The organism is Streptomyces sp. NPDC127038 (assembly GCF_042725875.1).
Classification (GTDB): domain Bacteria; phylum Actinomycetota; class Actinomycetes; order Streptomycetales; family Streptomycetaceae; genus Streptomyces.
This window is the reverse complement of sequence record NZ_JBHXDQ010000077.1, coordinates 12,218-35,042: the sequence shown is the minus strand read 5'-3', so window position 1 is coordinate 35,042 and position 22,825 is coordinate 12,218. Positions and strand designations below refer to the sequence as shown.

Below are 22,825 nucleotides of genomic sequence, written 5' to 3'. Positions count from 1 at the left end.
GGGGAAAGTCCTTCGCCTGTCTAAGGGTTTGCGGGGTGCGGGTTCCGGCGGCGCCGTTCAGGGGCACCGCCGGAACCCGTGGCCCGCCCCGGCCGGCGTTGACGGGGCGGGCGCTTCGCCGTCAGGTCACTTGGTGAGCGTGCAGGCGGCCAGCGTGTCCAGGCCGGTGGGCTTGGCGGCGGTGCGGCCGATGGAGATGGCGATGCGGTCGATGGTGGAGACCCGCTTGTCCTTGAGGGGGCCGAGGATCGCGTTCTGGACGAAGTTGGGTCCGCCCTGTCCGGCGGTGTCGACCAGTCGCTTGTTCGCCTCGGCGATCTGGGTGTTCAGCAGGGCGAGGTTGCGGTCGACCTCGGCCTTCGCGGACGCGGGGACCGCGGGCAGGCTCGGGGCGACCGCCGGGCAGTTCACGGTGTTCGCGGCGGCCTTCGTCGTCGCGTTCTGCGCCGTGTTGTGGGTCTCGCCCGCCAGGGCGCTGCCCGCGATCACCGCCGCCGAGAGCACCACGGCGGAGGCTCCGCCGATCATCACGACGCGCCGCTTGTTGTACTTCGGAAGAGCCCTGGACATGCGGAATCCTCACTCGGGTCGGGGGCCGACGGCCGTCCGGTGTTCGACCGGTCGGCTGTCGTTCGTGTGCCTGCCGTACGCGAACGCGGCGCCTGCGTTCAGCGGGAGATACGCGGAAACGATTACGAGTGTTCAACCCTCGGTGAGAATTCCGCCTTCACCCGCCCGGAGCGCGAGCCGCGATTGACGAATCATGCAGAGTGCTGCATACTCATGCATGTCAGCGAATGCACTGTTGAGGAGAATCCCGTGACCGAGCGCGTCGTACTCGCCTACTCAGGCGGTCTGGACACCTCCGTCGCCATCGGCTGGATCGCCGAGGAGACGGGCGCCGAGGTCATCGCCGTCGCGGTCGATGTCGGCCAGGGTGGCGAGGACCTGGACGTCATCCGTAAGCGCGCCCTCGCGTGCGGCGCCGTCGAGGCCGAGGTCGCGGACGCCAAGGACGAGTTCGCCGACGAGTACTGCCTCCCGGCGATCAAGGCCAACGCCCTCTACATGGACCGCTACCCGCTGGTCTCCGCGCTCTCCCGGCCGACGATCGTCAAGCACCTCGTCGCCGCCGCGCAGAAGCACGGCGCCACCACGGTCGCCCACGGCTGCACCGGCAAGGGCAACGACCAGGTCCGGTTCGAGGCCGGCATCGTCGCCCTCGCCCCCGACCTCAAGTGCATCGCCCCGGTCCGCGACTACGCGATGACCCGGGACAAGGCGATCGCCTTCTGCGAGGAGAAGCAGCTCCCGATCGCCACCACCAAGAAGTCCCCGTACTCCATCGACCAGAACGTCTTCGGGCGCGCGGTCGAGACGGGCTTCCTGGAGGACATCTGGAACGCCCCGATCGAGGACATCTACGAGTACACCTCGAACCCCGCCGAGACCCGCGAGGCCGACGAGGTGATCATCACCTTCAAGCAGGGTGTCCCGGTCGCCATCGACGGCAAGCCCGTCAGCGTCCTCCAGGCCATCCAGCAGCTCAACGAGCGCGCCGGAGCCCAGGGCATCGGCCGGATCGACATGGTCGAGGACCGGCTCGTGGGCATCAAGTCCCGTGAGGTGTACGAGGCTCCGGGCGCCATCGCGCTGATCACCGCCCACCAGGAGCTGGAGAACGTCACCGTCGAGCGTGAACTCGCCCGCTACAAGCGGCAGGTCGAGCAGCGCTGGGGCGAACTGGTCTACGACGGCCAGTGGTTCTCCCCGCTCAAGCGGGCCCTGGACGGCTTCATCGACGAGGCCAACCAGCACGTCAACGGCGACATCCGGATGACCCTGCACGGCGGCCGCGCGGTCGTCACGGGCCGGCGCTCGGACACCTCGCTCTACGACTTCGACCTCGCCACGTACGACACGGGCGACACCTTCGACCAGGCCGCGGCCAAGGGCTTCATCGACATCTACAGCCTGTCGTCGAAGATCGCCGCCAAGCGGGATCTGGCGTAACCGGTACGGGACTTGGCGCGGGCCGTGTCGTGTCCGCCGCCAGGTCTCCCGAGCACTAGCCTGGCCACCGCCTCCTCACGCACGCGTGGGGAGGCGGTGGCACATCCACACCTTTCGAGGAGTAACGCAAGTGAGCAGCAACAGCGGTGACGTCCGGCTCTGGGGCGGCCGGTTCGCCGACGGTCCCGCCGAGGCCCTGGCCAAGCTGTCCGCGTCGGTCCACTTCGACTGGCGCCTCGCGCCGTACGACATCGCCGGTTCACGCGCCCACGCGCGGGTGCTGCACGGTGCGGGCCTGCTCACCGAGGACGAGCTCACCCGCATGATCGACGGCCTGGACCGGCTGGAGGCGGACGTCGCCGACGGCTCCTTCGTGGGCACGATCGCCGACGAGGACGTCCACACCGCCCTGGAGCGCGGTCTCCTGGAGCGCCTCGGCCCCGACCTCGGCGGCAAGCTCAGGGCCGGCCGCTCCCGCAACGACCAGGTGGCCACGCTCTTCCGGATGTACCTGCGCGACCACGCCCGGATCATCGGCGGTCTGATCGCCGACCTCCAGGAGGCGCTGATCGGCCTGGCCGAGGCGCACCCGGACGTGGCGATGCCCGGGCGCACCCACCTCCAGCACGCCCAGCCCGTACTGTTCGCCCACCATGTGCTGGCCCACGTCCAGTCCCTGTCCCGGGACGCGGAGCGGCTGCGCCAGTGGGACGAGCGGACGGCCGTCTCGCCGTACGGCTCCGGCGCGCTGGCCGGTTCGTCCCTGGGCCTGGACCCGGAGGCGGTGGCGAAGGACCTCGGGTTCGAGCACGGCAGTGTGGCCAACTCCATCGACGGCACGGCCTCCCGCGACTTCGTGGCGGAGTTCGCGTTCGTCACCGCGATGATCGGCGTGAACCTCTCCCGGATCGCCGAGGAGGTCATCATCTGGAACACGAAGGAGTTCTCCTTCGTGACCCTCCACGACGCCTTCTCCACCGGCTCCTCGATCATGCCGCAGAAGAAGAACCCGGACATCGCCGAGCTGGCGCGCGGCAAGTCGGGCCGGCTGATCGGCAATCTGACCGGGCTGATGGCCACGCTCAAGGCGCTGCCCCTCGCGTACAACCGCGACCTCCAGGAGGACAAGGAGCCGGTCTTCGACTCCTGCGACCAGCTGGAGGTCCTGCTCCCCGCCTTCACCGGCATGATGGCCACGCTCACCGTCCACCGCGAGCGCATGGAGGAACTGGCCCCGGCCGGCTTCTCGCTCGCCACCGACATCGCCGAGTGGCTGGTCAAGCAGGGTGTGCCGTTCCGGGTCGCGCACGAGGTCGCCGGCGAGTGCGTGAAGGTCGCCGAGGCGGACGGCAAGGAGCTGGACGAACTGACCGACGAGCAGTTCGCGAAGATCTCGTCGCATCTGACGCCCGAGGTGCGGACCGTCCTCGACGTGCCCGGAGCCCTCGCCTCCCGCGACGGCCGCGGCGGTACGGCCCCGAGCGCCGTCGCCGTCCAGCTCGCCGAGATCAGGACGGACGTCGCGGCCCAGCAGACGTGGGCGGCGGCCAAGCGCAAGAAGTAGGACGACCGCGTCCCCGGTCCGCCCGCACCGCGACCCGTTCGCACCGCGGTCCGCCCGCACTCCGGCCCGCCCGCGGGGCGGACACGGGTGCGCGGGCCGCGGCGGGTGCCGCACGGCGGAGGGCGTCGCGGGTTACGTTGGCCGGGAGCCGTAAAGGAGCCGACCGAACGGAGCCGCGATGCCCTTCGCACGTCTCGCCTCAGCCACGACTCCCACCGCCCACCTGGGCCTGGGACTCGCCGCGGTGGGCCGCCCCGGCTACATCAACCTGGGGCGTGAGGAGGACCTCCCGGCCGACCGCGGGGTCGACGCCCTGCGCGAGCGCACCCGTGAACTCCTCGAAGCCGCCTACGCCCAGGGCGTGCGCTACTTCGACGTGGCCCGCTCCTACGGCCGGTCGGAGGAGTTCCTCGCCGGCTGGCTGAGGAGCCGCCCGGACGTCGACGACGTCGTCGTCGGCAGCAAGTGGGGCTACACCTACACGGCCGACTGGCGCACCGACGCCGAGGTGCACGAGGTCAAGGACCACAGCCTCGCCGCGTACGAGCGGCAGCGCGCCGAGAGCGCGGAACTGCTCGGCGACCGGCTCGACCTCTATCAGATCCACTCGGTGACCCCCGACAGCCCGGCCCTCACCGACAAGGAACTGCACGCGGCCCTCGCCGAAGCCGCCGCCGGCGGTCTGTCGGTCGGCTTCTCCACCAGCGGGCCGGCCCAGGCGGAGGCGATCCGGGCCGCGCTCGCCGTCACGGTCGACGGCGAGCCGTTGTTCCGTACCGTCCAGTCCACGTACAACCTCCTGGAGACCTCCGCCGCCCCGGCGCTGGCCGAGGCCCACGACGCCGGGCTCACGGTGATCGTCAAGGAGGGCATGGCCAACGGCCGGCTCGCCGGACCGCACGCGCCCGAGGCGCTGCGCGCGGTCGCCGAGGAGACCTCCCTCGGCTGCGACGCGGTCGCCCTCGCGCTGGTCCTGCGGCAGCCCTGGGCCGGTGTCGTGCTGTCGGGGGCCGCGACCGCCAACCAGCTCGCCTCGAACCTGCACGCGGCGGTCGTCGACCTCGACGACGGCCAGCTCTCCCGGCTCGCCGCCCTGGTGGAGGAACCGCGCGCGTACTGGGAGCGACGCGGACAGCTGCCCTGGCACTGAGGCACTGAGGCGCAGGGGGCGTCGAGACGCAGGGGCCCTCGGCGTCCACCGAATGACGCAGCCATGAGGCACGTACGCCCCGCGTGAGACATCAGTGTCTCACTTGCGGTACCCTTGTCTCATGGCTGTCGATCGTGATCACGTGCTGCGCAGCGCAGCCGCCCTGCTCACCCGCAAGTCCACGGCGACGATGGACGAGGTGGCCAGGGCCGCCGGCATCAGCCGGGCCACGCTGCACCGCCAGTTCGCCGGCCGCGACGCGCTCGTCCGCGCGCTGGAGGCGCTCGGCATCGAGGAGTGCGAGGCCGCCCTGGACGCGGCCCGTCTCGGCGAGGGCACCGCCCAGGAGGCCGTGCGCCGGCTGGTCGCGGAACTGGAGCCGGCGGCCGGACTGCTCGCCTTCCTCTACACGGAGAACCAGCTCTTCGAGGGCGACGGACAGCACGAGGGCTGGGCACGGCTCGACACCCGGATGGCGGCGCTGTTCCGGCGCGGTCAGGACAACGGCGAGTTCCGCATCGACCTCAGCCCGGCCTGGCTCACCGAGGCCCTCTACGGACTGATGGCCTCGGCGGCCTGGGCCGTCACCGAGGGCCGCGTGGCCGCCAAGGACTTCCACCACATGATCGTCGAGCTGCTGCTCGGCGGCGCGCTCAGGAGAGAGGAACCATGACCAGCACCCTGCGGCCGGCGGTCGCGACGGAGACACCGAAGCGTCCGGGCCGCTGGCTCGCGCTCTGCGTCCTCGTCCTCGCCGTGCTGCTGGTGGCCGTGGACGCGACCGTCCTCGGCCTCGCGACCCCGTACATCAGTGAGGACCTGGAGCCCTCCGGCACCCAGCTGCTGTGGATCGGTGACGTCTACTCCTTCGTCATCGCCGGACTGCTCGTCTCCATGGGCAGTCTCGGCGACCGCATCGGCCGCAAGCGGCTGCTGCTCACCGGCGCCACGGCCTTCGGCCTCATATCCGTGCTCAACGCCTATGCCACGACACCCGAGTTCATGATCCTGGCGCGGGCCCTGCTCGGTGTCGCGGGCGCGACCCTGATGCCCGCCACCCTGGCCCTCATCCGCAACATCTTCCACGACCCGCGCGAACGCAGCCTCGCCATCGGCATCTGGGGTGCGACGGCCTCCGCGGGCACGGCGGTCGGACCCGTCGTCGGCGGCTTCCTCCTCGAACACTTCTGGTGGGGTTCGGTGTTCCTCATCAACCTGCCGGTGATGGTGGTCCTCGTCCTCGTCGGGCGCCGGCTGCTCCCCGAGTCGAAGAGCCCGAACCCCGGCCCCTGGGACCTGATCAGCGTGACGCTGTCGCTCGTCGGCGTCATCGGCGTGGTGTACGCGGTCAAGGAGCTCGCCGCGCACGGTCCGAGCGCGCAGGCGTTCGCCGCGGGCCTGCTGGGCGCGGGCGCCCTCGTCTGGTTCGTACGCCGCCAACTGACGCTTCCCGCACCGCTGCTGGACGTCCGGCTGTTCCGCAACCGGGGGTTCTCCGGCGCGGTCCTCGCCGACCTGTTCACCGTGCTCGGCATGTCCGGGCTCGTGTTCTTCCTGTCCCAGTTCCTGCAACTCGTGCAGGGGCGTGGGCCGTTCGAGGCCGGGCTCGCCGAAGTCCCGGCCGCCGTGGGCGCGGTGGCCGCGGGCCTGGTCGCGGGGCGGGTCGCGCGGCGCTTCTCCGTGCGGACGGTCGTGTCCGGCGGACTGGCCGCGGTGGGCCTCGCGCTCGGCGCCCTCACCGTGCTCGACCGTTCCACCGGCTATCCGCTGCTCGGCGCCGCCCTGCTGGTCGTCGGTGTCGGCGCGGGCTTCTCGTTCACCGTCACCGCCGACGTCATCCTCTCCGCCGTGCCCAAGGAGCAGGCGGGCGCCGCGTCCGCGGTCTCCGAGACGGCGTACGAGCTCGGCGCGGCCCTGGGCATCGCCCTGCTCGGCTCCGTGGTGACCGGTGTCTACGCCGGCTTCACCGGCCCGGCGGGAACGCCCGCCGCGGCGCACGAATCGCTGGGCGGAGCGGTGGAGGCGGCCGGGCACCTGCCCGAGCAGACCGCCGACACGCTGCTGACCGCGGCCAGGGAGTCCTTCGTGGACGGACTGGCCCTCGCCTCGGGCGCGGGCGCGGCGGTCCTGCTCGCCACGGCAGCGGCGGCCTGGTTCCTGCTCCGCGGCCAGCGACTGGAGTCGTAGCCACCCGGCTCCGACGACCGCCGCCACCCTCCGGGGCCCCGGAGGGTGGCTGGGTCGTAAAAAGGGTGGGATCCGACCGGAGATGTCCGGTCGGAGCCCACCCTTTCGTCCGGTGTGCCGCGCTGCTAGGCGGCCTTCGCCTTGGTGGCGTACATGTCGACGTACTCCTGGCCGGAGAGCCGCATGACCTCGGTCATCACGGAGTCCGTCACGGCGCGCAGCACGTAGCGGTCGCGGTCCATGCCCTCGTAGCGCGAGAACTCCATGGCCGGTCCGAAGCGGACCGTGACCTTGCCCGGGCGCGGCATGCCCGCGCCGCCCGGCTGGAGCTTGTCCGTGCCGATCATCGCGAACGGGACGACCGGGGCGCCGGTCATCATGGTGAGCCGGGCGATGCCGGTGCGGCCGCGGTACAGGCGGCCGTCGGGGGAGCGGGTGCCCTCGGGGTAGATCCCGAAGATCTTGCCCTCCTCCAGGACGCGGCGGCCGGTCATCAGCGCGGCCACGCCACCGTTGGCGCCGTCCCGGTCCACCGGGATCATGCCGACGCCGGTGAAGAACCAGGCCATGAGCCGGCCCTTGAGGCCCTTGCCCGTGACGTACGCGTCCTTGCCGATGAAGTACACCTGCCGGTCGCAGACCAGCGGAAGGATCATCGAGTCGATGAACGTGAGGTGATTGCCGGCCAGGATCACCGGTCCGTCGCCCGGAATGTTCTCCACGCCTTCCACCCGTAGGCGGAACATCAGGCGCATGATCGTTCCGAGCACTGCCTTGATGAGCGCGAAGCGGGACAACGGGCCCTCCGGTGTCAAGGGATCGGTATGGAGTCTGTGCAGGTGAGGACGATACTCGCGGTTCCCGGTCGATTGCACATCGGGTTCACCGACCGGATACGCACTGTTGACCTACGTTTACCTGCGGTTGCGTGCCCGTGAGCGGTGGGCACCGGGCCGGCCCGGTGTGACGGACATCGCGTACGGGTACCGGCGAACGGGTGAGCGCCCGCCGCGGACCGCTCCGTACGCCGTCCCCGCACGGGTACCCACGACCGCCCGCCCGAAGCGGACGGACCGTCATGTTCCGCATCTCGCGCGGCGACCGAGGTCACCCACTGTTCCGCCGCGGGCCTCCCTCCCGTCACACCGTGACACCTACGATCGTCCCGCTTCGACAGGCAGGCACCTACGGCGGGAGGAGCCCTCATGGGGGCACGGAAGTCGAACGGTCAGGAGCGGGGCACGGCGCGGCGGACCCTGCTGGGGGCGGCGGTGCTCGGGGCCGGCGGAGCGGCCCTCGGCCTGCCCGGCACCGCGAGCGCGGACGGGCGCCACGGGGGAGGCGGCTACCGCGGCCTGCCCAGACCGGCCGTCATCGGCCACCGGGGAGCCAGCGGCTACCGCCCGGAGCACACCTTCGGCTCGTACGAGCTCGCCCTCGACCTCGGTGCCGACGTCGTCGAGGCCGGTGACCTGGTTCCCACCAAGGACGGCCATCTCGTGTGCCGCCACGAACCGGAGATCGGCGGGACCACCGACGTCGCCGCGCACCCCGAGTTCGCCGGCCGCAGGACGACCAAGACCCTCGACGGGGTCCCCACCACCGGCTGGTTCACCGAGGACTTCACGCTCGCCGAGCTGAAGACCCTCCGCGCGGTGGAGCGCGTCCCCGCCAACCGCCCGCACAACACCCTCTACGACGGCCGCTGGGAGATCCCCACCTTCGAGGAGGTGCTCCGCTGGCAGGACGAGCAGACCCGCAAGCGCGGCAAGCAGGTCTGGATCTATCCGGAGACCAAGCACCCCACCTACTTCCGCGCCCTCGGCCTGGGCCTGGAGGAGCGGGTCGCGAAGCTGCTCCGCAAGTACGGCAAGGACAGGAAGGACTCGCCGGTCATCCTCCAGTCCTTCGAACCGAGCAGCATCCAGCGGCTGGACGAGCTCGTCGGCAACCCGCTCGTCGTCCTGCTGGCGGCGGCGAACACCCGCCCCTGGGACTTCGTCACGGCGGGCGACCCCCGCACGGTGGCCGACCTCGTGACCCCCGAGGGCCTGAAGTGGATCGCCTCCTACGCGCAGGGCATCGGCCCCACGCTGGACCTGGTCATCCCCAAGGACGCGGACGGCAACCTCACCAGCCCGACCACGCTCGTCGCCGACGCCCACCGCGCGGGCCTGGTCCTGCACCCGTACACCATGCGCAACGAGAACCCCTTCCTGCCCGCGAACTTCCGCAAGGGCGCCGCCCCGGACGCCTACGGGGACCCCTTCGGCGCCTTCGCGGTCTACTTCGCGACGGGCATCGACGGCGTCTTCACCGACAACGCGGACACCGCGGTCCTCGCCCGCGCGGACTTCCTCCGGCGATGAGGCCGCCGCTCCGGCCCGCCGCCGCACGGCGGCGGGGAACGGCACCCGCGTCCGCCCCTCGTCAACGCGTCGCCCCCGCACCCCGGATGGGGTGAGAAACGGCCGCCCCGGCAACCTCGTGCCGGGGCGGCCGTGTCGTTGCGGTCATGACCGATGAGCTGGTGACCACGCTGGGACCGCTGCTCGCCGCCGAGGCGTCGGCGGAGGCCCACGCCTCCGGCGACGAACCGGACGACCTGGAACAGGCCGTCTGGCTGCGGCTGCTGGAACGCCTCCCCACCCAGGGACCGCCCGCCGACCCGCAGCGCTGGGTGCGCCGGGCCGTCCGCTCCGAGGCCCGCCGCGGCCGCCGCAGGACCCGGACCGAGCAGCCCTACGCCACCGAGCCGGCGGACGACGGCGCCGCCGGCCCGGAGCAGCGGCTCCTCGCGTCCGCCCGCCGTCACGAGCTGAGCGCCGCGGTGCGCCGGCTGCCCGGCCGCTGCCCGGATCTGATGGCCGCCCTGTTCTCCCCCGAGGGCCTCACCTACCGGGAGATCGCGGGTGAGTTGGGTATCTCACAGGGCGGTCTCGGTCCGGAACGTTCCAGATGTCTGGGATGTCTCCGGCGATTGCTGACCGCGGAGGTTGCGGCCCGCTGACGACGGGGATAGGAGTGGGGGACGACCGGTGGAACAGGTGAGCGGGAGGCATGCACACATGGGCATGAGCGTGACCATCTCGGCGGCGACCGAGCAGGATGCGGAATCGATCCTGAAGCTGCAGTACCTCTGCTATCAGAGCGAGGCCGAGCTGTACGGCGACTACGGCATCGAGCCGCTCACCCAGCCGCTCGACTCCCTCAGGGAAGAACTCGCGGGCGGCACCGTCCTGGTGGCCAGGCTGGGCGACGAGGTGGTGGCCTCCGTACGCGGCGCGGTCGACGCCGACGGCACGGCCCGGATCAACAAGCTCATCGTGCACCCGCGCATGCAGCGGCACGGTCTGGGCGGACGCCTGCTCGACGCGATCGAGGCCCGCCTCGGCACCGAGGGCGAGGCCAAGTCCTTCCAGCTGTTCACCGGCCACCGCAGCGAGCGCAACCTGCGGCTGTACCGCAAGCACGGCTACGCGCCCGTCTCCCAGGAGCGGGTGGGCGAGCGCATGACTCTGGTGACCCTGGCCAAGGGCGCCGACACCGCCGCGTACGCCACCAGCGCCTGACGCCTCGCCTCCGGCGCACGCCACCCGTGCTCGACGGCTCCGGCGCGTACGTCACCCGCGCGTGACGGCTTCCGCGTCCGGAGCCTTCGGCGTCCTACGTCCTCGGGGCCGGTCCGGGAGTGCCCGGTCCGGCCCGGCCGTCAGACGGCGGCCGTACGGGCCTTGCGCAGCCAGTACATCGCCGACAGCGGCAGCAGGACCGGGATGAAGAGATAGCCCATGCCGTAGTCCGACCACACGGTCGCGTCGGGGAAGGCGGACGGCTCGGCGAGCGTCCAGGTCCCCACGATCAGCACGCCCGCGAGCTCGGCGGCGCAGCACACCAGCGCCGCCCTGCGCGCCGTCTCGCCGCCGCGCACCAGCGAGTACGTGATGAACCCGTAGACGAGACCGGCCACCGCGGACAGCGTGTAGGCGAGCGGAGCCTTGTCGAACTGCGTGGAGATCTGCACGGCCGAGCGCGAGACCGCGCCGACCACCATCACCCCGTACAGCCACACCAGCAGGATGCCGGGGCCGCCGATGAGCCGCCCGCGCTTCGTGCCGGCGGCCGGCTCCGCCGCGTCCTGCCCGTCCCGTTCGTCGCGAGGCACGGTCGTGTTCTCGTCCGTGGCCGTCATCTCAGCCTCCCCAGATGTCGTAGAGCCGGACCTCGAGCACGGCGAGGACGACCCCGCCGGCCGCCACCGTGACCGAACCCCAGCGGGTGCGCTCCACCAGTGACATGAATCCCGCGGCGGGAATGCAGGCGAAGGCGCCGATCAGATAGGCCACGAAGATCGTCGTGCCCTGATCCGGCTTCTCGCCGCGCGCCAGCTGGACCACGCCGATCACCAGCTGGACCAGGGCGAGCACGCTCACCACGGCCATACCGATGAAGTGCCAGTCCTTCGTGGACTGGTCGCGGTGGGCGGCCCAGCCGCACCAGGCGGCGAGCGCGAGCGCGGCGACGGCCGTCGCGACCGTCAGGGCATCAAACATGCCGTGACCCTATTACGGGCCAAAAGACCTGATGCGCTCGCCCCCGGGCTGCTCCGCCGGGTTGACGGCACCCGCGTCGGGGAACCGGTCCGGGCGGACCCCGGGCGGCCGCGCCGCGGGCGTGATCGCCGTGGCCTTGACCACAACGTGCCGGGTGCACGCACTCGGCGCGGACCACGCCGTCGAGGCCCGCTCCGCCTTGTCACCACTGGTGACGGACGGGGGAGGGGCGCTCTCCGTCCGCGTCCGCCAGGACCTCCCGCACCGTCCACGACTGTCCGCTATTCGGACAGCGGTGGCGGTCCCCGGCCCCCCGTCTGCTTTACTTCCTTCCATGACCACGACGAGCAACCGCATCCTTGCGACCGAGGCGACCACGACGCCCGGTGCTCGTTGTATGTGTCGAATGTGTGCCTGCTAGAGGGCCCTCGCACCATCGCTTGATCCCGCGCCCCGAAGCGGGACCGCCGCGCCCTGTGTCCGTACCGCGTACGTGACCGGGCTGCCCCGCGCACACGTTCTCCTTCCGGTTCCATCGCCATCGCGAGAACCGTGCCGCGTTCCGACCGAATGCACCCGTGCCCGGCGCACACCCACGCCCCGCACTCGACAGTGACGGAATCCCCAGTGATCACGACAACGGGCCTGACCAAGGTCTACCGCTCGCGCGGCCGTGAGGTGACCGCCCTCGACGGCGTCGATCTCCACGTCCGCGAAGGCGAGGTGTACGGCGTCATCGGCCAGTCCGGCGCCGGCAAGTCCTCACTCATCCGCTGCGTCAACCTCCTGGAGCGCCCCACCTCCGGCACGGTCACCGTCGCCGGCCGGGACCTCACCGCCCTCGCCGGGCGCGGCCCGCGCGCCGGCCGGGAGCTCCGCCAGGCGCGCACCCGGATCGGCATGGTCTTCCAGCACTTCAACCTGCTGTCCTCGCGGACCGTCCAGGAGAACGTCGAGCTGCCGCTCGAAATCCTCGGCGTGTCAGGGAAGGAACGTTCCTCCAAGGCGCTCGGGCTGCTCGAACTCGTCGGCCTGTCGGACAAGGCCAGGTCCTACCCGGCCCAGCTCTCCGGCGGTCAGAAGCAGCGCGTGGGCATCGCCCGCGCGCTGGCCGGCGACCCGAAGGTGCTGCTCTCCGACGAGGCGACCAGCGCCCTCGACCCGGAGACCACCCGGTCCATCCTCCAGCTCCTGCGCGACCTGAACCGCCAGCTCGGGCTGACCGTCCTGCTCATCACCCACGAGATGGACGTCGTCAAGACGGTCTGCGACTCGGCGGCGCTGATGGAGAACGGCCGCATCGTCGAGTCCGGCACGGTCGGCGAACTCCTCGCGACCCCCGGCTCCGAACTGGCCTCCGCGCTCTTCCCGGTGAGCGGCACCGCCTCCGGCGAGGACCGCACCGTCATCGACGTCACCTTCCACGGGGAGTCGGCCACCCAGCCGGTCATCTCGCAGCTCTCGCGCACCTACAACATCGACATCTCGATCCTCGGCGCCGCGATGGACACCGTCGGGGGCCGGCAGGTCGGCCGGATGCGCATCGAACTGCCCGGCCGCTACGAGGACAACGTCGTGCCGATCGGATTCCTGCGCGAGCAGGGCCTCCAGATCGACATCCAGGGGCAGCAGCCCGTTCTGGTCGGGGAAGGTGCCAAGTGAGCTGGTCCGAGATGCAGCCCCTGCTGTCCCAGGCGTGTTGGGACACGCTCTACATGGTCGGCTGGTCCACGCTGATAGCCGTGCTCGGCGGCCTCCCGCTGGGCGTCCTGCTGGTGCTCACGGACCGCGGCGGCCTGCTCCAGAACACCGTCGCGAACAAGGTCATCGGCCAGGTCGTGAACATCGTCCGCTCGATGCCGTTCATCATCCTGATGGTCGCCCTGATGACCTTCACCCGCTGGATCGTCGGTACGACCATCGGCCGGGAGGCCGCCATCGTGCCCCTCGCGGTGGGAGCCATCCCGTTCTTCGCGCGGCTCGTGGAGACCTCCGTGCGTGAGGTCGACGGGGGTCTCGTCGAGGCCGTGCAGGCGATGGGCGGCAACACCTGGACCGTCGTGCGCAAGGTGCTCGTGCCCGAGTCCCTGCCGTCGCTGATCTCGGCCACCACCACGACCGTCGTCGCCATCATCGGCTACTCCGCGATGGCCGGCACCGTCGGCGCGGGCGGCCTCGGCGACCTCGCGATCCGCTACGGCTACCAGCGTTTCGAGTCCCAGATGATGTGGATCATCGTCGCGGTCCTCGCCGCCGGCATCGCCGTCGTCCAGTTCGCGGGCGACTCGGGCGCCCGTGTCCTCCACCGCCGCACCGGCAAGGGCGGCGAACCGCTCCGCTTCCGCGTGCTGGCCGGATTCCTGCCCGGCGGACCGGCCGGAGCCACTCCCGCCGAGCCCGTCGATTCCTGACTCCCCGCCTCACCCGGCGGGTTGCACCACCCATGGAGAAAGGCACTTTTCGTGCGTAACACCACCAAGATCACCGCAGCTGTCCTCGCCACCGGCGCCCTCACCCTGGGCCTGACGGCCTGCGGCTCCGGCTCGTCCGACGACAAGGCCAAGTCGACCGACACCCTCGTCGTCGCGGCCACCCCCGTCCCGCACGCCGAGATCCTGAACTACATCAAGGACCACCTGGCGAAGAAGGCCGGCCTCAAGCTGGAGGTCAAGGAGTTCACCGACTACGTCCAGCCGAACACGGCCACCGAGGACGGGTCCGTCGACGCCAACTACTTCCAGACCCAGCCGTACCTGGAGGACTTCAACAAGAAGAACTCCACCCACCTCGCCTCCGTCGCCACCGTGCACCTGGAGCCGCTCGGCCTCTACTCCCAGAAGGCCAAGAAGGTCGACGAGCTGAAGAAGGGCGGCACCGTCGCCGTCCCGAACGACGCCGACAACGAGGCGCGTGCCCTGCGCTTCCTCGCGTCCACCGGGCTCATCACGCTCAAGAGCGGCTCGGAGAGCACCGCGACCCCGCAGGACATCGAGAAGAACCCGAAGGACCTCCAGTTCAAGGAGATCGAGGCGGCCCAGACCCCGCGCTCCCTCCAGGACGTCGACGCCGCGGTCATCAACGGCAACTACGCCATCGGCGCCGGCCTCTCGCCCGCCAAGGACGCCCTCGCCCTGGAGTCCACCAAGAACAACGCGTACAACAACGTCCTCGCCGTGAAGCAGGGCAACGAGAACGACCCGCGGGTGAAGAAGCTCGCGAAGCTGCTCACCTCGCCCGAGGTCAAGAAGTTCATCGAGGACAAGTACAAGGGTTCCGTCCTCCCGTCCTTCTGAGCTCCGCCCTCCCGGCGCTTCCGAGCTCCGACCTTGCGGCGCGCGTCGTCCTGAACGGGCCGGGGCCCGGGCCGATTTGCGGCCCGCGGCCCGACTCGTCACCGTACGGGGTCCACTCCATTACCCGGAGTGGACCCCGTTGTGCCGTTCAGTGGTTTCATGCTGCATGCTGGGCAGTTCAGCGGACCTGACGGTACATCGGGTCCGAAGTCCCCGACGGTTACGGAGCGTCGCATGACGAGCACCTTCCCCGACATCTCCATCAGCACGGAGCGGTTGGTCCTGCGTGCGCTCGACGAGGACGACGTACCCGCGCTGACGGAGATGATGAACGACGAGATGGTGGCGGCCTGGACGTCCATCCCGCAGCCGTTCACCGAGGACGGCGCCCGGGACTGGATCTCCGACTACGCGCCCACGGAACGCTCCGCGGGGCGCGGACTCGACCTCGCCGTCACCGAGTTCCTCACCCAGCGCCTGGTCGGCGTCATCCAGCTCGGCAAGACCAACTGGCGGGTCCGGTCGACCGAGCTGTCCTACATCGTCGCCCCCTGGGCGCGCGGCGAGGGCTACGCGTCCGAGGCCGCGCTCGCCACCGCCCGCTGGCTGTTCCGCGACCAGAAGTTCGAGCGCGTGGAACTGCGTACGGCCGCGGGCAACACCGCCTCGCAGCAGGTGGCCCAGAAGATCGGCTGCATCAGCGAGGGCGTGCTCCGCAACGCCTGCATAGCGCGTACCCGGACCGAGGAAGGCACCTGGGTCGACCTGCGCACCGACTTCATCGTGTGGAGCCTGCTGCCCGAGGACCTCGACGGCATGGAGGGACACCTCGGCGACTCGGGCGGCTTCGCCTCCTTCAGCGACTGGAACTGACCCGGCGACTGGAACTGACCCGGCCGGCGCCGAGCCGGCGGGAGCCACTTCACCCCGGCGCGCCACCCGCTCCGCGGGCGAGAACCGTCACCGCGACGCCCCTCACGGCCACGGCGGGCCGTATACGGTCGCGTCGCGTCACCCGGGTGTACGGGAGTCACGCACCGAATCCCGGCCCGCCGCCCGGAGTCACCGCCCGGAGTGACCGCCTGGAGTCACCGTCCGGACCGCTGTCGGGGACGCCCGCCCGGCTGTGCCGTCCGGGACCGTCACCCGGTCGTGCCGTCCGGGACCGTCGCCCGGGGCGCTCCTCGGAGCCGGTGCCCGGGGCCGGTGTACTCGGCCCTTGTGTTCGGCCGGTGTCCGGCGCCGTCGTCCGGGCGCGGCGGGCCCGCTCCCGCGCCACGCCGACCGGCTCGCGCCCGCCGGGCCGCACCGGGGTACCCTCACCAAGCCCGCTCGGGCCGCACCTGAGACCTGCGAAGACCTTCTGGAGACTGACGACGATGGCCGACCGGGTCACGGTGATCGGCTGGGACGGCTCGCCGCTGTCCGTTGCGGCGCGCTCGGCCCTCGGTGCCGCCACGCTGGTGGCCGGCGCGGCCCACCATCTCGAACTCCCCGAAGTGCCCGCGGGCGCCGAACGCGTCCGGCTGGGCAGCGTCGGCCTCGCCGCCCGCCGTATCGCGGGCCACCGGGGCACCGCCGTCGTCCTCGCCGACGGGGACCCCGGGTTCTTCGGCATCGTACGGACCCTGCGCTCGCCCGAGTTCGGCCTGGAGGTCGAGGTCGTGCCCGCCGTCTCCGCCGTGGCCGCCGCCTTCGCCCGCGCCGGAATGCCCTGGGACGACGCACAAGTAGTAGTCGCACACAGCCGCACCCTGCGACGCGCGGTGAATGTATGTCGGGCCCACACCAAAGTGGCCGTCCTCACCTCGCCCGGCGCAGGCCCCGCCGAACTCGGGCTGCTGCTCGAAGGAGTGCACCGCACCTTCGTCATCTGCGAGGAGCTCGGCACCGCCCGGGAACAGGTCACGATCCTCACCTCCGACAAGGCGGCCGACCACACCTGGCGCGACCCGAACGTCGTGATCGTCATCGGCGGCTTCGTGGCCGCGGCCGAGGGCGGCGGCTGGATCGCCGGCCGGGAGCCCGCCGCCGGGCCCCGCGGCTGGGCGCTGCCCGCGGGCGCGTACGGGGGCGCGCTGCGCGAGGGCGAGTCGGATCTCCTGCGCGCCGCCCAACTCGCCCGCCTGGGACCGAGAGTCGGCGACCTCGTCTGGGACATCGGCTCCGCCAGCGGCGCCTTCGCCGTGGAGGCCGCCCGCACCGGAGCCGCCGTCATCGCGGTCGACCGCAGCCCGGGCTCCTGCGCCCGCACCGAGCACTCGGCCCGCCGCTACGGCGTGCAGATGCAGATCGTGCACGGCAGCGCCCCGCACGTCCTGGAGGACCTCCCCGAACCCGATGTCGTCCGCGTCGGGGGCGGGGGAGCGGAGGTCGTCTCCGCCGTGGCGGACCGCAGGCCCCAGCGCATCGTCGCGCACGCGTCGACCCGTGACGCCGCCGAACTCATCGGCCGCGATCTGACCGAGCACGGCTACGACGTCGAGTGCGCTCTGATCCAGTCCGTCGAACTCGACACACGGGGCTGGACGGAGAAGGAGCGGAGCGTCGCGTTCCTGCTCAGCGGCCGTCTGCCGGATCGCGCCCCGTGATCCTGTTGTCGTACTGCGCGCGGTAGGCTGGCCGATCGTTGTACCGCTCCCGGGGGATCGGCCTTTCGTAGGCCAATGTCCGGAAAACCCGCCCGTTTTGAGGCGTGTGTGGTACGGCAGAACCGGAGGACGCGCAACGTGGCGCAGTCCACAGCGGGCACTCGCGGATCACGCTGTCGCGAGGGCGGGATGACCGGGACAATGCCAGTTAATGGCTTTGTCGTCTTTGTTGGCCGGTCGTACGTGCCGCTGGGCACGCACGCTCGTTCTTCACTGTGGGGCGGTCGGTGCGCCGTTCCGGGCGAGCTGGACTTTGGAGCACTAACCGATGGGCGAGGGGTACGCATGACCGACACCGGCCAGGTCCCGGGCGAGGGATTGCCGGAGAGCGCAGGCATGGTGGAGCAGCCGGGCGTCACCACGCCGGGCGCGTACACCTACCTCGACACCTCCGAGGCCCCCGTCGAGGAGGACGACCTGCTCCTGCTGCCCGGCGCGCCCGGCGCGCAGGGCGCCTGGGGCAACGAGGTGCCGCCGCCGGCCCCGATGCCCTTCACCGACGAACCCGGACCGCACGAGACGGACGGGCGCGACACGGGTGCGATCGACCTCGGCGCCGTGCGCGCGCCGGTCCCCGCGCCCGCGCCCCAGCCGGTCCCGCAGCCCGTGACGCCGCGCCGTCCGCTGCACCTCGGCCCGCCCACCCCTGACGTCTCCGCCAGCCCGGTGCGCTCGCTCGCCGACCGCGGACCCGCCGGCGCCCGCCGGACCTCCATGGCCACGCCGGTCACCCCGCTGCGCCAGGCAGGCCCGCCGACCGTGGGCCCCGAGTACCTGGACGTTGCCCAGGCCGCCGAGGCCCTGCCGCAGAACGCCGTGCCGTGGGGGACCCCGGCCGCCGGCACGCCCGTCCCCGACGCGGTGCGGCTCGCCGCGGTGAGCCCGGAGCCCGTACCCGTACCCGAGGCGCCGCAGCCCGCGGAGAGCGAGCAGGCACCCGGGTTCGTGGCGGTGCCCTTCGTCCACGACCAGGCCGTGGCACCCGAGGCCGCCCCGGAACCGGTGGCGCAGGGCGACGGGATGTCGCTCGACCTCCACGGCCCGGCGGACGGCCCGGCTCCCGAGGCCGCACCGGTCACCGACGGCTCGGCCGTTCCCGACGGCCCGCAGTTCCAGGACGCCCCGGACACCCTCGGCGCGCCCGACCCCGTGGACGCCGTGGGACAGACCGAGGCCGGGACGCCCGAGGCCGTACCCGCGCCGCTCGCCGAGGACGCCGGGCACGCCGTGCCCGCACAGCCGGTCGACGAGGAGGCCGCGCACGCGGAGCAGCTCGCCCCGGCCGAGGGCCTCGCCCCCGCCGCCGCGCAGTTCCCGGAGCAGCCCCTCGCCCAGGACACCGACGGAGCCGGCCTGTCCGTGCCCGCGGTCCAGGAGACCGGGTTCGCCGAGCCCGCCGTCCAGCTGCCGGAACCGGCCGTCCTCGTCGTGGACGAGGCGTCCCTGCCCGGCGCCGGGCAGCCCGCCCCGGTGCCGGGCGCCTACGAGACCCCGGAGTCCGCGCTGTCGGCCCTCTCCGCGCGCTCGGCCGAAGCCGCGCAGGGCGGACCGGAGACCGTCACCGACGAGGTCCCGCGCTTCACGGACCAGCCCGGCGTCGCCGAGAGCGGCACCGCCCTGCCCGAGGACGCCGCCTTCGCCGAGGCCACGGCCTTCGCCCACGAGGGCGCGGCCCCCGCCGGACCGGCCTTCGCCGAGGTCCCGCAGGCCGTTCCGGTGGCCGTGGCCGCCCACCCGGCCGAGGGCGACCCGCACCACGCCGAACCGCACCACACCGGCCTGCACCAGGCCGACCCGCACCAGGAGAGCGCCCTGGACGCGGCGGGCGCCCCCGGGTTCCCCGACGCACCCGTCGTGCCCCAGGCCGACCACAGCCTCGGCGGCGTCGCGCCCCTGGACGGCACCGTGCCGGCGGCCCTCCACGCGACCCCGACCCCGCCGCACGGCATGACCGTGATCCCGGCGCCCGTCGAGGAGCAGCCCCCGGCCCAGGAGACGGCGCCGACCGCGCCCGAGGCGGCCGAGGAGAGCGCCGCCGCGGAGGCCGCGAACGCCCAGGCGTCGGTGCCCGCACCCCGCGAGGCCGAGGCGGACACCGGGGCCACGCCCGTGCCGCAGCCGCTCGCCGCGGAGCCGGAACCCGTGGCCGCACAGCAAGCGGAGGACCTGCACACGCAGGTCGCCGACCAGGAAGAGAGCACGGCCTTGGTGGAAGACGTCCGCGAGTCCGCCGGTCCTGCGGCCCCCGGCTTCAACGACGCCGAACGCGAGGCCGTCCTGCGCGTGATCCGCGAGCGCCGCGACATCCGCAACGGCTTCCGCAGCGACCCGATCCCGCACGACGTGCTGCTGCGCGTCCTGGAGGCCGCGCACACCGCCCCCTCCGTGGGCCACTCCCAGCCCTGGGACTTCGTCGTCATCCGCTCCGCCGACACCCGGCGCAGCATGCACGAACTCGCCCAGCGCCAGCGCGAGGCCTACGCCAAGTCCCTTCCCAAGGGCCGGGCCAAGCAGTTCAAGGAAATGAAGATCGAGGCCATCCTCGACACCCCGGTGAACGTCGTCGTCACCGCCGACCCGACCCGCGGCGGACGCCACACCCTCGGCCGGCACACCCAGCCGCAGATGGCCCCGTACTCGGCCGCGCTCGCCGTGGAGAACTTCTGGCTCGCCGCCCGGGCCGAGGGCCTCGGCGTCGGCTGGGTCAGCTTCTTCGACGAGCGGGAGATGGTCCGCGCCCTGGGCCTGCCCGACCACCTGGAGGTCGTCGCCTACCTGTGCGTCGGGTACGTCGACGAGTTCCCGGAGGAGCCCGAGCTGATGCAGGCCGGCTGGTCCAAGCGCCGCCCCCTGTCCTGGGTCGTGCACGAGGAGACGTACGGCCGCCGCGCGCTGCCCGGTGAGGAGCCGCACGACCTGCTCGCCGAGACGGTCTCCAACATCCGCCCCCTGGACGCCAAGGCGCTGGGCGAGGCGTGGGAGCGCCAGAAGCGGATGACCAAGCCCGCGGGCGCCCTCGGCATGCTGGAGATCATCTCCGCGCAGCTGTCGGGCCTGTCCCGGATGTGCCCGCCGCCGATCCCGGAGCCCGCGGCCGTCGCGATCTTCGCCGGCGACCACGGAGTGCACGCCCAGGGCGTCACCCCCTGGCCGCAGGAGGTCACCGGCCAGATGGTCGCCAACTTCCTCGGCGGCGGCGCGGTCTGCAACGCCTTCGCCAACCAGGTGGGCGCCGAGGTCTGCGTCGTCGACGTGGGCGTCGCCTCCGACCTGCCCGCCACGCCGGGCCTGCTGCCGCGCAAGGTCCGCGCCGGCACCGCCGACATGACCACCGGTCCCGCCATGACCCGGGAAGAGGCCGTCGCGGCGCTGGAGGTGGGCATCGAGACCGCCCGCGATCTGGTGGCCGCGGGCAACAAGGCCCTGCTGACCGGTGAGATGGGCATCGCCAACACCACCGCGTCGGCGGCCCTGATCTCGGTCTTCACCGGCGCCGACCCCGCCGAGGTGACGGGCCGCGGCACCGGCATCAACGACGAGACCCTGGCCCGCAAGACCGAGGTCGTCCGCCGGGCCATCGAGTTCCACCAGCCGGACCCGGCCGACCCGATCGGCGTCCTCGCCGCGATCGGCGGCCTGGAGCACGCCGCCATGGTCGGTCTCCTCCTCGGCGGCGCCTCCCTGCGGACGCCGGTGATCCTGGACGGCGTCAGCGCGGGAGCCGCCGCACTGGTGGCCCGCGCCATCGCGCCCGAGGTCCTGGCCGCCTGCGTCGCGGGCCACCGCAGCGCCGAGCCCGGCCACGTGGCCGCGCTCAACAAGCTGGGCCTGCGCCCGCTGATCGACCTCGACCTGCGCCTCGGCGAGGGCACCGGCGCCCTCCTGGCCCTGCCCATCGTGCAGAGCGCGGCGCGGGCGATGCACGAGGTCGCGACGTTCGACTCGGCCGGGGTCACCGAGAAGTAGGTCCACGGCACCGGTGGGGTGGGGCGGGCAGGCGTTCCGAGCTGCCCGCCCCACCCTCGCCGTAGTCTGGATCCCTACCGAAGAACCCCACGTCAGGGCCGCTCCAGAGCCGCAGCGCCCAGCCCACCGCCTGCCCGTACGAGGAGCCGCACCTCCATGGCCGAACACCCCGCCTACCCCGTGGGCCTCCGTCTCGCCGGCCGTCGTGTCGTCGTCCTGGGCGGTGGCCAGGTGGCCCAGCGCCGGCTCCCCGCGCTCATCGCGGCGGGTGCGGACGTCCACCTCGTCTCCCCGCAGGCCACCCCGTCCGTCGAGGCCATGGCCGACACGGGCGAGATCACCTGGACCAGGCGCCCGTACGAGGAGGGCGACCTCGCCGACGCCTGGTACGCGCTCATCGCCACCAGCGACCCGAAGGCGAGCGCCGAGGCCTCGGCCGAGGCGGAGCGCCGGCGCGTCTGGTGCGTCCGCTCGGACGACGCCGACGCGGCGACCGCCTGGACCCCCGCCACCGGCCACAGCGAGGGCGTGACCGTCGCCGTCCTCACCACCGACGCCAAGGGCCGCGACCCCCGCCACACCGCCGCCATCCGCGACGCCGTGGTCGAGGGACTGCGTGACGGCACGCTCGTCGCGCCGCACCACCGCACCCGTACCCCCGGCGTCGCCCTGGTCGGCGGCGGTCCCGGCGACCCCGACCTGATCACCGTCCGCGGGCGCCGGCTGCTGGCCGAGGCCGACGTGGTCATCGCCGACCGCCTCGGCCCCCGCGACCTGCTCGCCGAACTCCCGCCGCACGTCGAGGTGATCGACGCGGCGAAGATCCCGTACGGACGGTTCATGGCCCAGGAGGCCATCAACAACGCGCTCATCGAGCACGCCCGGCAGGGCAAGTCCGTCGTCCGCCTCAAGGGCGGCGACCCGTTCGTCTTCGGCCGCGGCATGGAGGAGGCCCGGGCGCTCGCCGAGGCCGGCATCGCCTGCACGGTCGTCCCCGGCATCTCCAGCTCGATCTCGGTGCCGGGCGCCGCGGGGATCCCGGTCACCCACCGGGGCGTCGCGCACGAGTTCACCGTGGTCAGCGGGCATGTCGCCCCCGACGACGAGCGGTCCCTGGTCGACTGGCCCGCGCTCGCCAAGCTGCGCGGCACCCTCGTCGTCCTCATGGGCGTCGACAAGATCGGCAAGATCGCCGACACGCTCGTGGCGCACGGCAAGCCCGCCGACACCCCCGTCGCCCTCGTCCAGGAGGGCACGACCGCCGCACAGCGCCGCGTCGACGCCACCCTGGCCACCGTCGCCGACACCGTCCGCGCCGAGGACGTCAGGCCGCCCGCGGTCATCGTCATCGGCGAGGTCGTGGGCGTCGGCCCCACAGCTTCCGAGTAACCACGGGTAACCCAACCCGTTCCCAGCCGTTGGCACCGCACCCAGGACAAGGCAGTATC

18 protein-coding genes and 1 pseudogene are annotated in these 22,825 nt (G+C 72.4%); 15 read left to right on the top strand and 4 right to left on the bottom strand.

All coding sequences use genetic code 11. From position 1 onward, the window contains the following. Window positions 1-135: 135 nt before the first annotated feature. Window positions 136-570, bottom strand: a pseudogene (locus ACFWI4_RS35740) (hypothetical protein); the annotation flags it as partial. A gap of 249 nt (window positions 571-819) precedes the next feature. Between ACFWI4_RS35740 and ACFWI4_RS35735 the strand changes: the two are divergent. From ACFWI4_RS35735 to ACFWI4_RS35715, 5 genes are all read left to right on the top strand, one after another. Further along, entirely contained in the window at window positions 820-2,013 is a 1,194-nt protein-coding gene (locus ACFWI4_RS35735) for an argininosuccinate synthase (protein ID WP_387205093.1), read from the top strand. A gap of 130 nt (window positions 2,014-2,143) precedes the next feature. Further along, on the top strand, window positions 2,144-3,577 hold the full coding sequence (gene argH / locus ACFWI4_RS35730) for an argininosuccinate lyase (RefSeq protein WP_387205090.1): 1,434 nt from the start codon (window positions 2,144-2,146) through the stop codon (window positions 3,575-3,577). 178 nt (window positions 3,578-3,755) lie between these two features. Then, window positions 3,756-4,727, top strand: a complete 972-nt coding sequence (locus ACFWI4_RS35725) for an aldo/keto reductase (protein ID WP_387205087.1) — start codon at window positions 3,756-3,758, stop codon at window positions 4,725-4,727. A gap of 121 nt (window positions 4,728-4,848) precedes the next feature. Then, window positions 4,849-5,400: a TetR/AcrR family transcriptional regulator gene (locus ACFWI4_RS35720; protein WP_385404249.1), complete on the top strand. Its 552-nt coding sequence runs from the start codon at window positions 4,849-4,851 to the stop codon at window positions 5,398-5,400. Further along, the gene (locus tag ACFWI4_RS35715; RefSeq protein WP_387205083.1) at window positions 5,397-6,914 is read left to right on the top strand and encodes an MFS transporter; all 1,518 of its coding nucleotides are present in this window, start codon (window positions 5,397-5,399) and stop codon (window positions 6,912-6,914) included. Before ACFWI4_RS35720 ends, ACFWI4_RS35715 begins: the two co-directional genes overlap by 4 nt. Before the next feature lie 125 nt (window positions 6,915-7,039). Here ACFWI4_RS35715 and ACFWI4_RS35710 read toward each other — a convergent pair whose 3' ends face one another. Continuing rightward, entirely contained in the window at window positions 7,040-7,729 is a 690-nt protein-coding gene (locus ACFWI4_RS35710; RefSeq protein ID WP_385404255.1) for a lysophospholipid acyltransferase family protein, read from the bottom strand. A gap of 390 nt (window positions 7,730-8,119) precedes the next feature. On the opposite strand from ACFWI4_RS35710, the gene ACFWI4_RS35705 reads away from it, so the two are divergent. The 3 genes from ACFWI4_RS35705 to ACFWI4_RS35695 all read left to right on the top strand — a co-directional run bounded on the left by ACFWI4_RS35705 (window position 8,120) and on the right by ACFWI4_RS35695 (window position 10,486). Then, window positions 8,120-9,283 carry a glycerophosphodiester phosphodiesterase gene (locus ACFWI4_RS35705; protein WP_387205080.1) on the top strand — a complete coding sequence of 388 codons (1,164 nt, stop codon included), beginning with the start codon at window positions 8,120-8,122 and terminating at the stop codon, window positions 9,281-9,283. Between the two features lie 146 nt (window positions 9,284-9,429). Further along, window positions 9,430-9,924, top strand: a complete 495-nt coding sequence (locus ACFWI4_RS35700; RefSeq protein ID WP_387205077.1) for an RNA polymerase sigma factor — start codon at window positions 9,430-9,432, stop codon at window positions 9,922-9,924. Window positions 9,925-9,982: 58 nt separating this feature from the next. Continuing rightward, window positions 9,983-10,486: a GNAT family N-acetyltransferase gene (locus tag ACFWI4_RS35695; RefSeq protein WP_387205074.1), complete on the top strand. Its 504-nt coding sequence runs from the start codon at window positions 9,983-9,985 to the stop codon at window positions 10,484-10,486. A gap of 140 nt (window positions 10,487-10,626) precedes the next feature. Here ACFWI4_RS35695 and ACFWI4_RS35690 read toward each other — a convergent pair whose 3' ends face one another. Both ACFWI4_RS35690 and ACFWI4_RS35685 read right to left on the bottom strand, forming a co-directional pair. Next, complete coding sequence (locus tag ACFWI4_RS35690; RefSeq protein WP_387205071.1) at window positions 10,627-11,106, bottom strand: hypothetical protein; 480 nt, start codon at window positions 11,104-11,106, stop codon at window positions 10,627-10,629. Window position 11,107: 1 nt separating this feature from the next. Then, window positions 11,108-11,467: a hypothetical protein gene (locus tag ACFWI4_RS35685; RefSeq protein ID WP_385404270.1), complete on the bottom strand. Its 360-nt coding sequence runs from the start codon at window positions 11,465-11,467 to the stop codon at window positions 11,108-11,110. A 570-nt stretch (window positions 11,468-12,037) separates the two neighbouring features. Here ACFWI4_RS35685 and ACFWI4_RS35680 point away from each other — a divergent pair. The 7 genes from ACFWI4_RS35680 (at window position 12,038) to cobA (ending at window position 22,766) form a co-directional block, all read left to right on the top strand. Then, window positions 12,038-13,129, top strand: a complete 1,092-nt coding sequence (locus ACFWI4_RS35680) for a methionine ABC transporter ATP-binding protein (protein WP_385404424.1) — start codon at window positions 12,038-12,040, stop codon at window positions 13,127-13,129. Next, window positions 13,126-13,878, top strand: a complete 753-nt coding sequence (locus ACFWI4_RS35675; RefSeq protein WP_385404273.1) for a methionine ABC transporter permease — start codon at window positions 13,126-13,128, stop codon at window positions 13,876-13,878. Before ACFWI4_RS35680 ends, ACFWI4_RS35675 begins: the two co-directional genes overlap by 4 nt. A gap of 51 nt (window positions 13,879-13,929) precedes the next feature. Next, window positions 13,930-14,760: a MetQ/NlpA family ABC transporter substrate-binding protein gene (locus ACFWI4_RS35670; RefSeq protein WP_387205068.1), complete on the top strand. Its 831-nt coding sequence runs from the start codon at window positions 13,930-13,932 to the stop codon at window positions 14,758-14,760. Window positions 14,761-14,994: 234 nt separating this feature from the next. Continuing rightward, window positions 14,995-15,633 (top strand): GNAT family N-acetyltransferase, encoded by a 639-nt coding sequence (locus tag ACFWI4_RS35665; protein ID WP_387205065.1) that lies wholly within the window; start codon window positions 14,995-14,997, stop codon window positions 15,631-15,633. A gap of 506 nt (window positions 15,634-16,139) precedes the next feature. Continuing rightward, window positions 16,140-17,351 (top strand): precorrin-6y C5,15-methyltransferase (decarboxylating) subunit CbiE, encoded by a 1,212-nt coding sequence (cbiE, locus tag ACFWI4_RS35660; protein WP_387205062.1) that lies wholly within the window; start codon window positions 16,140-16,142, stop codon window positions 17,349-17,351. 345 nt (window positions 17,352-17,696) lie between these two features. Beyond that, on the top strand, window positions 17,697-21,377 hold the full coding sequence (gene cobT, locus ACFWI4_RS35655; RefSeq protein ID WP_387205059.1) for a nicotinate-nucleotide--dimethylbenzimidazole phosphoribosyltransferase: 3,681 nt from the start codon (window positions 17,697-17,699) through the stop codon (window positions 21,375-21,377). 156 nt (window positions 21,378-21,533) lie between these two features. Beyond that, window positions 21,534-22,766 carry a uroporphyrinogen-III C-methyltransferase gene (gene cobA, locus ACFWI4_RS35650; RefSeq protein WP_387205056.1) on the top strand — a complete coding sequence of 411 codons (1,233 nt, stop codon included), beginning with the start codon at window positions 21,534-21,536 and terminating at the stop codon, window positions 22,764-22,766. The last annotated feature ends 59 nt before the right edge of the window (window positions 22,767-22,825 follow it).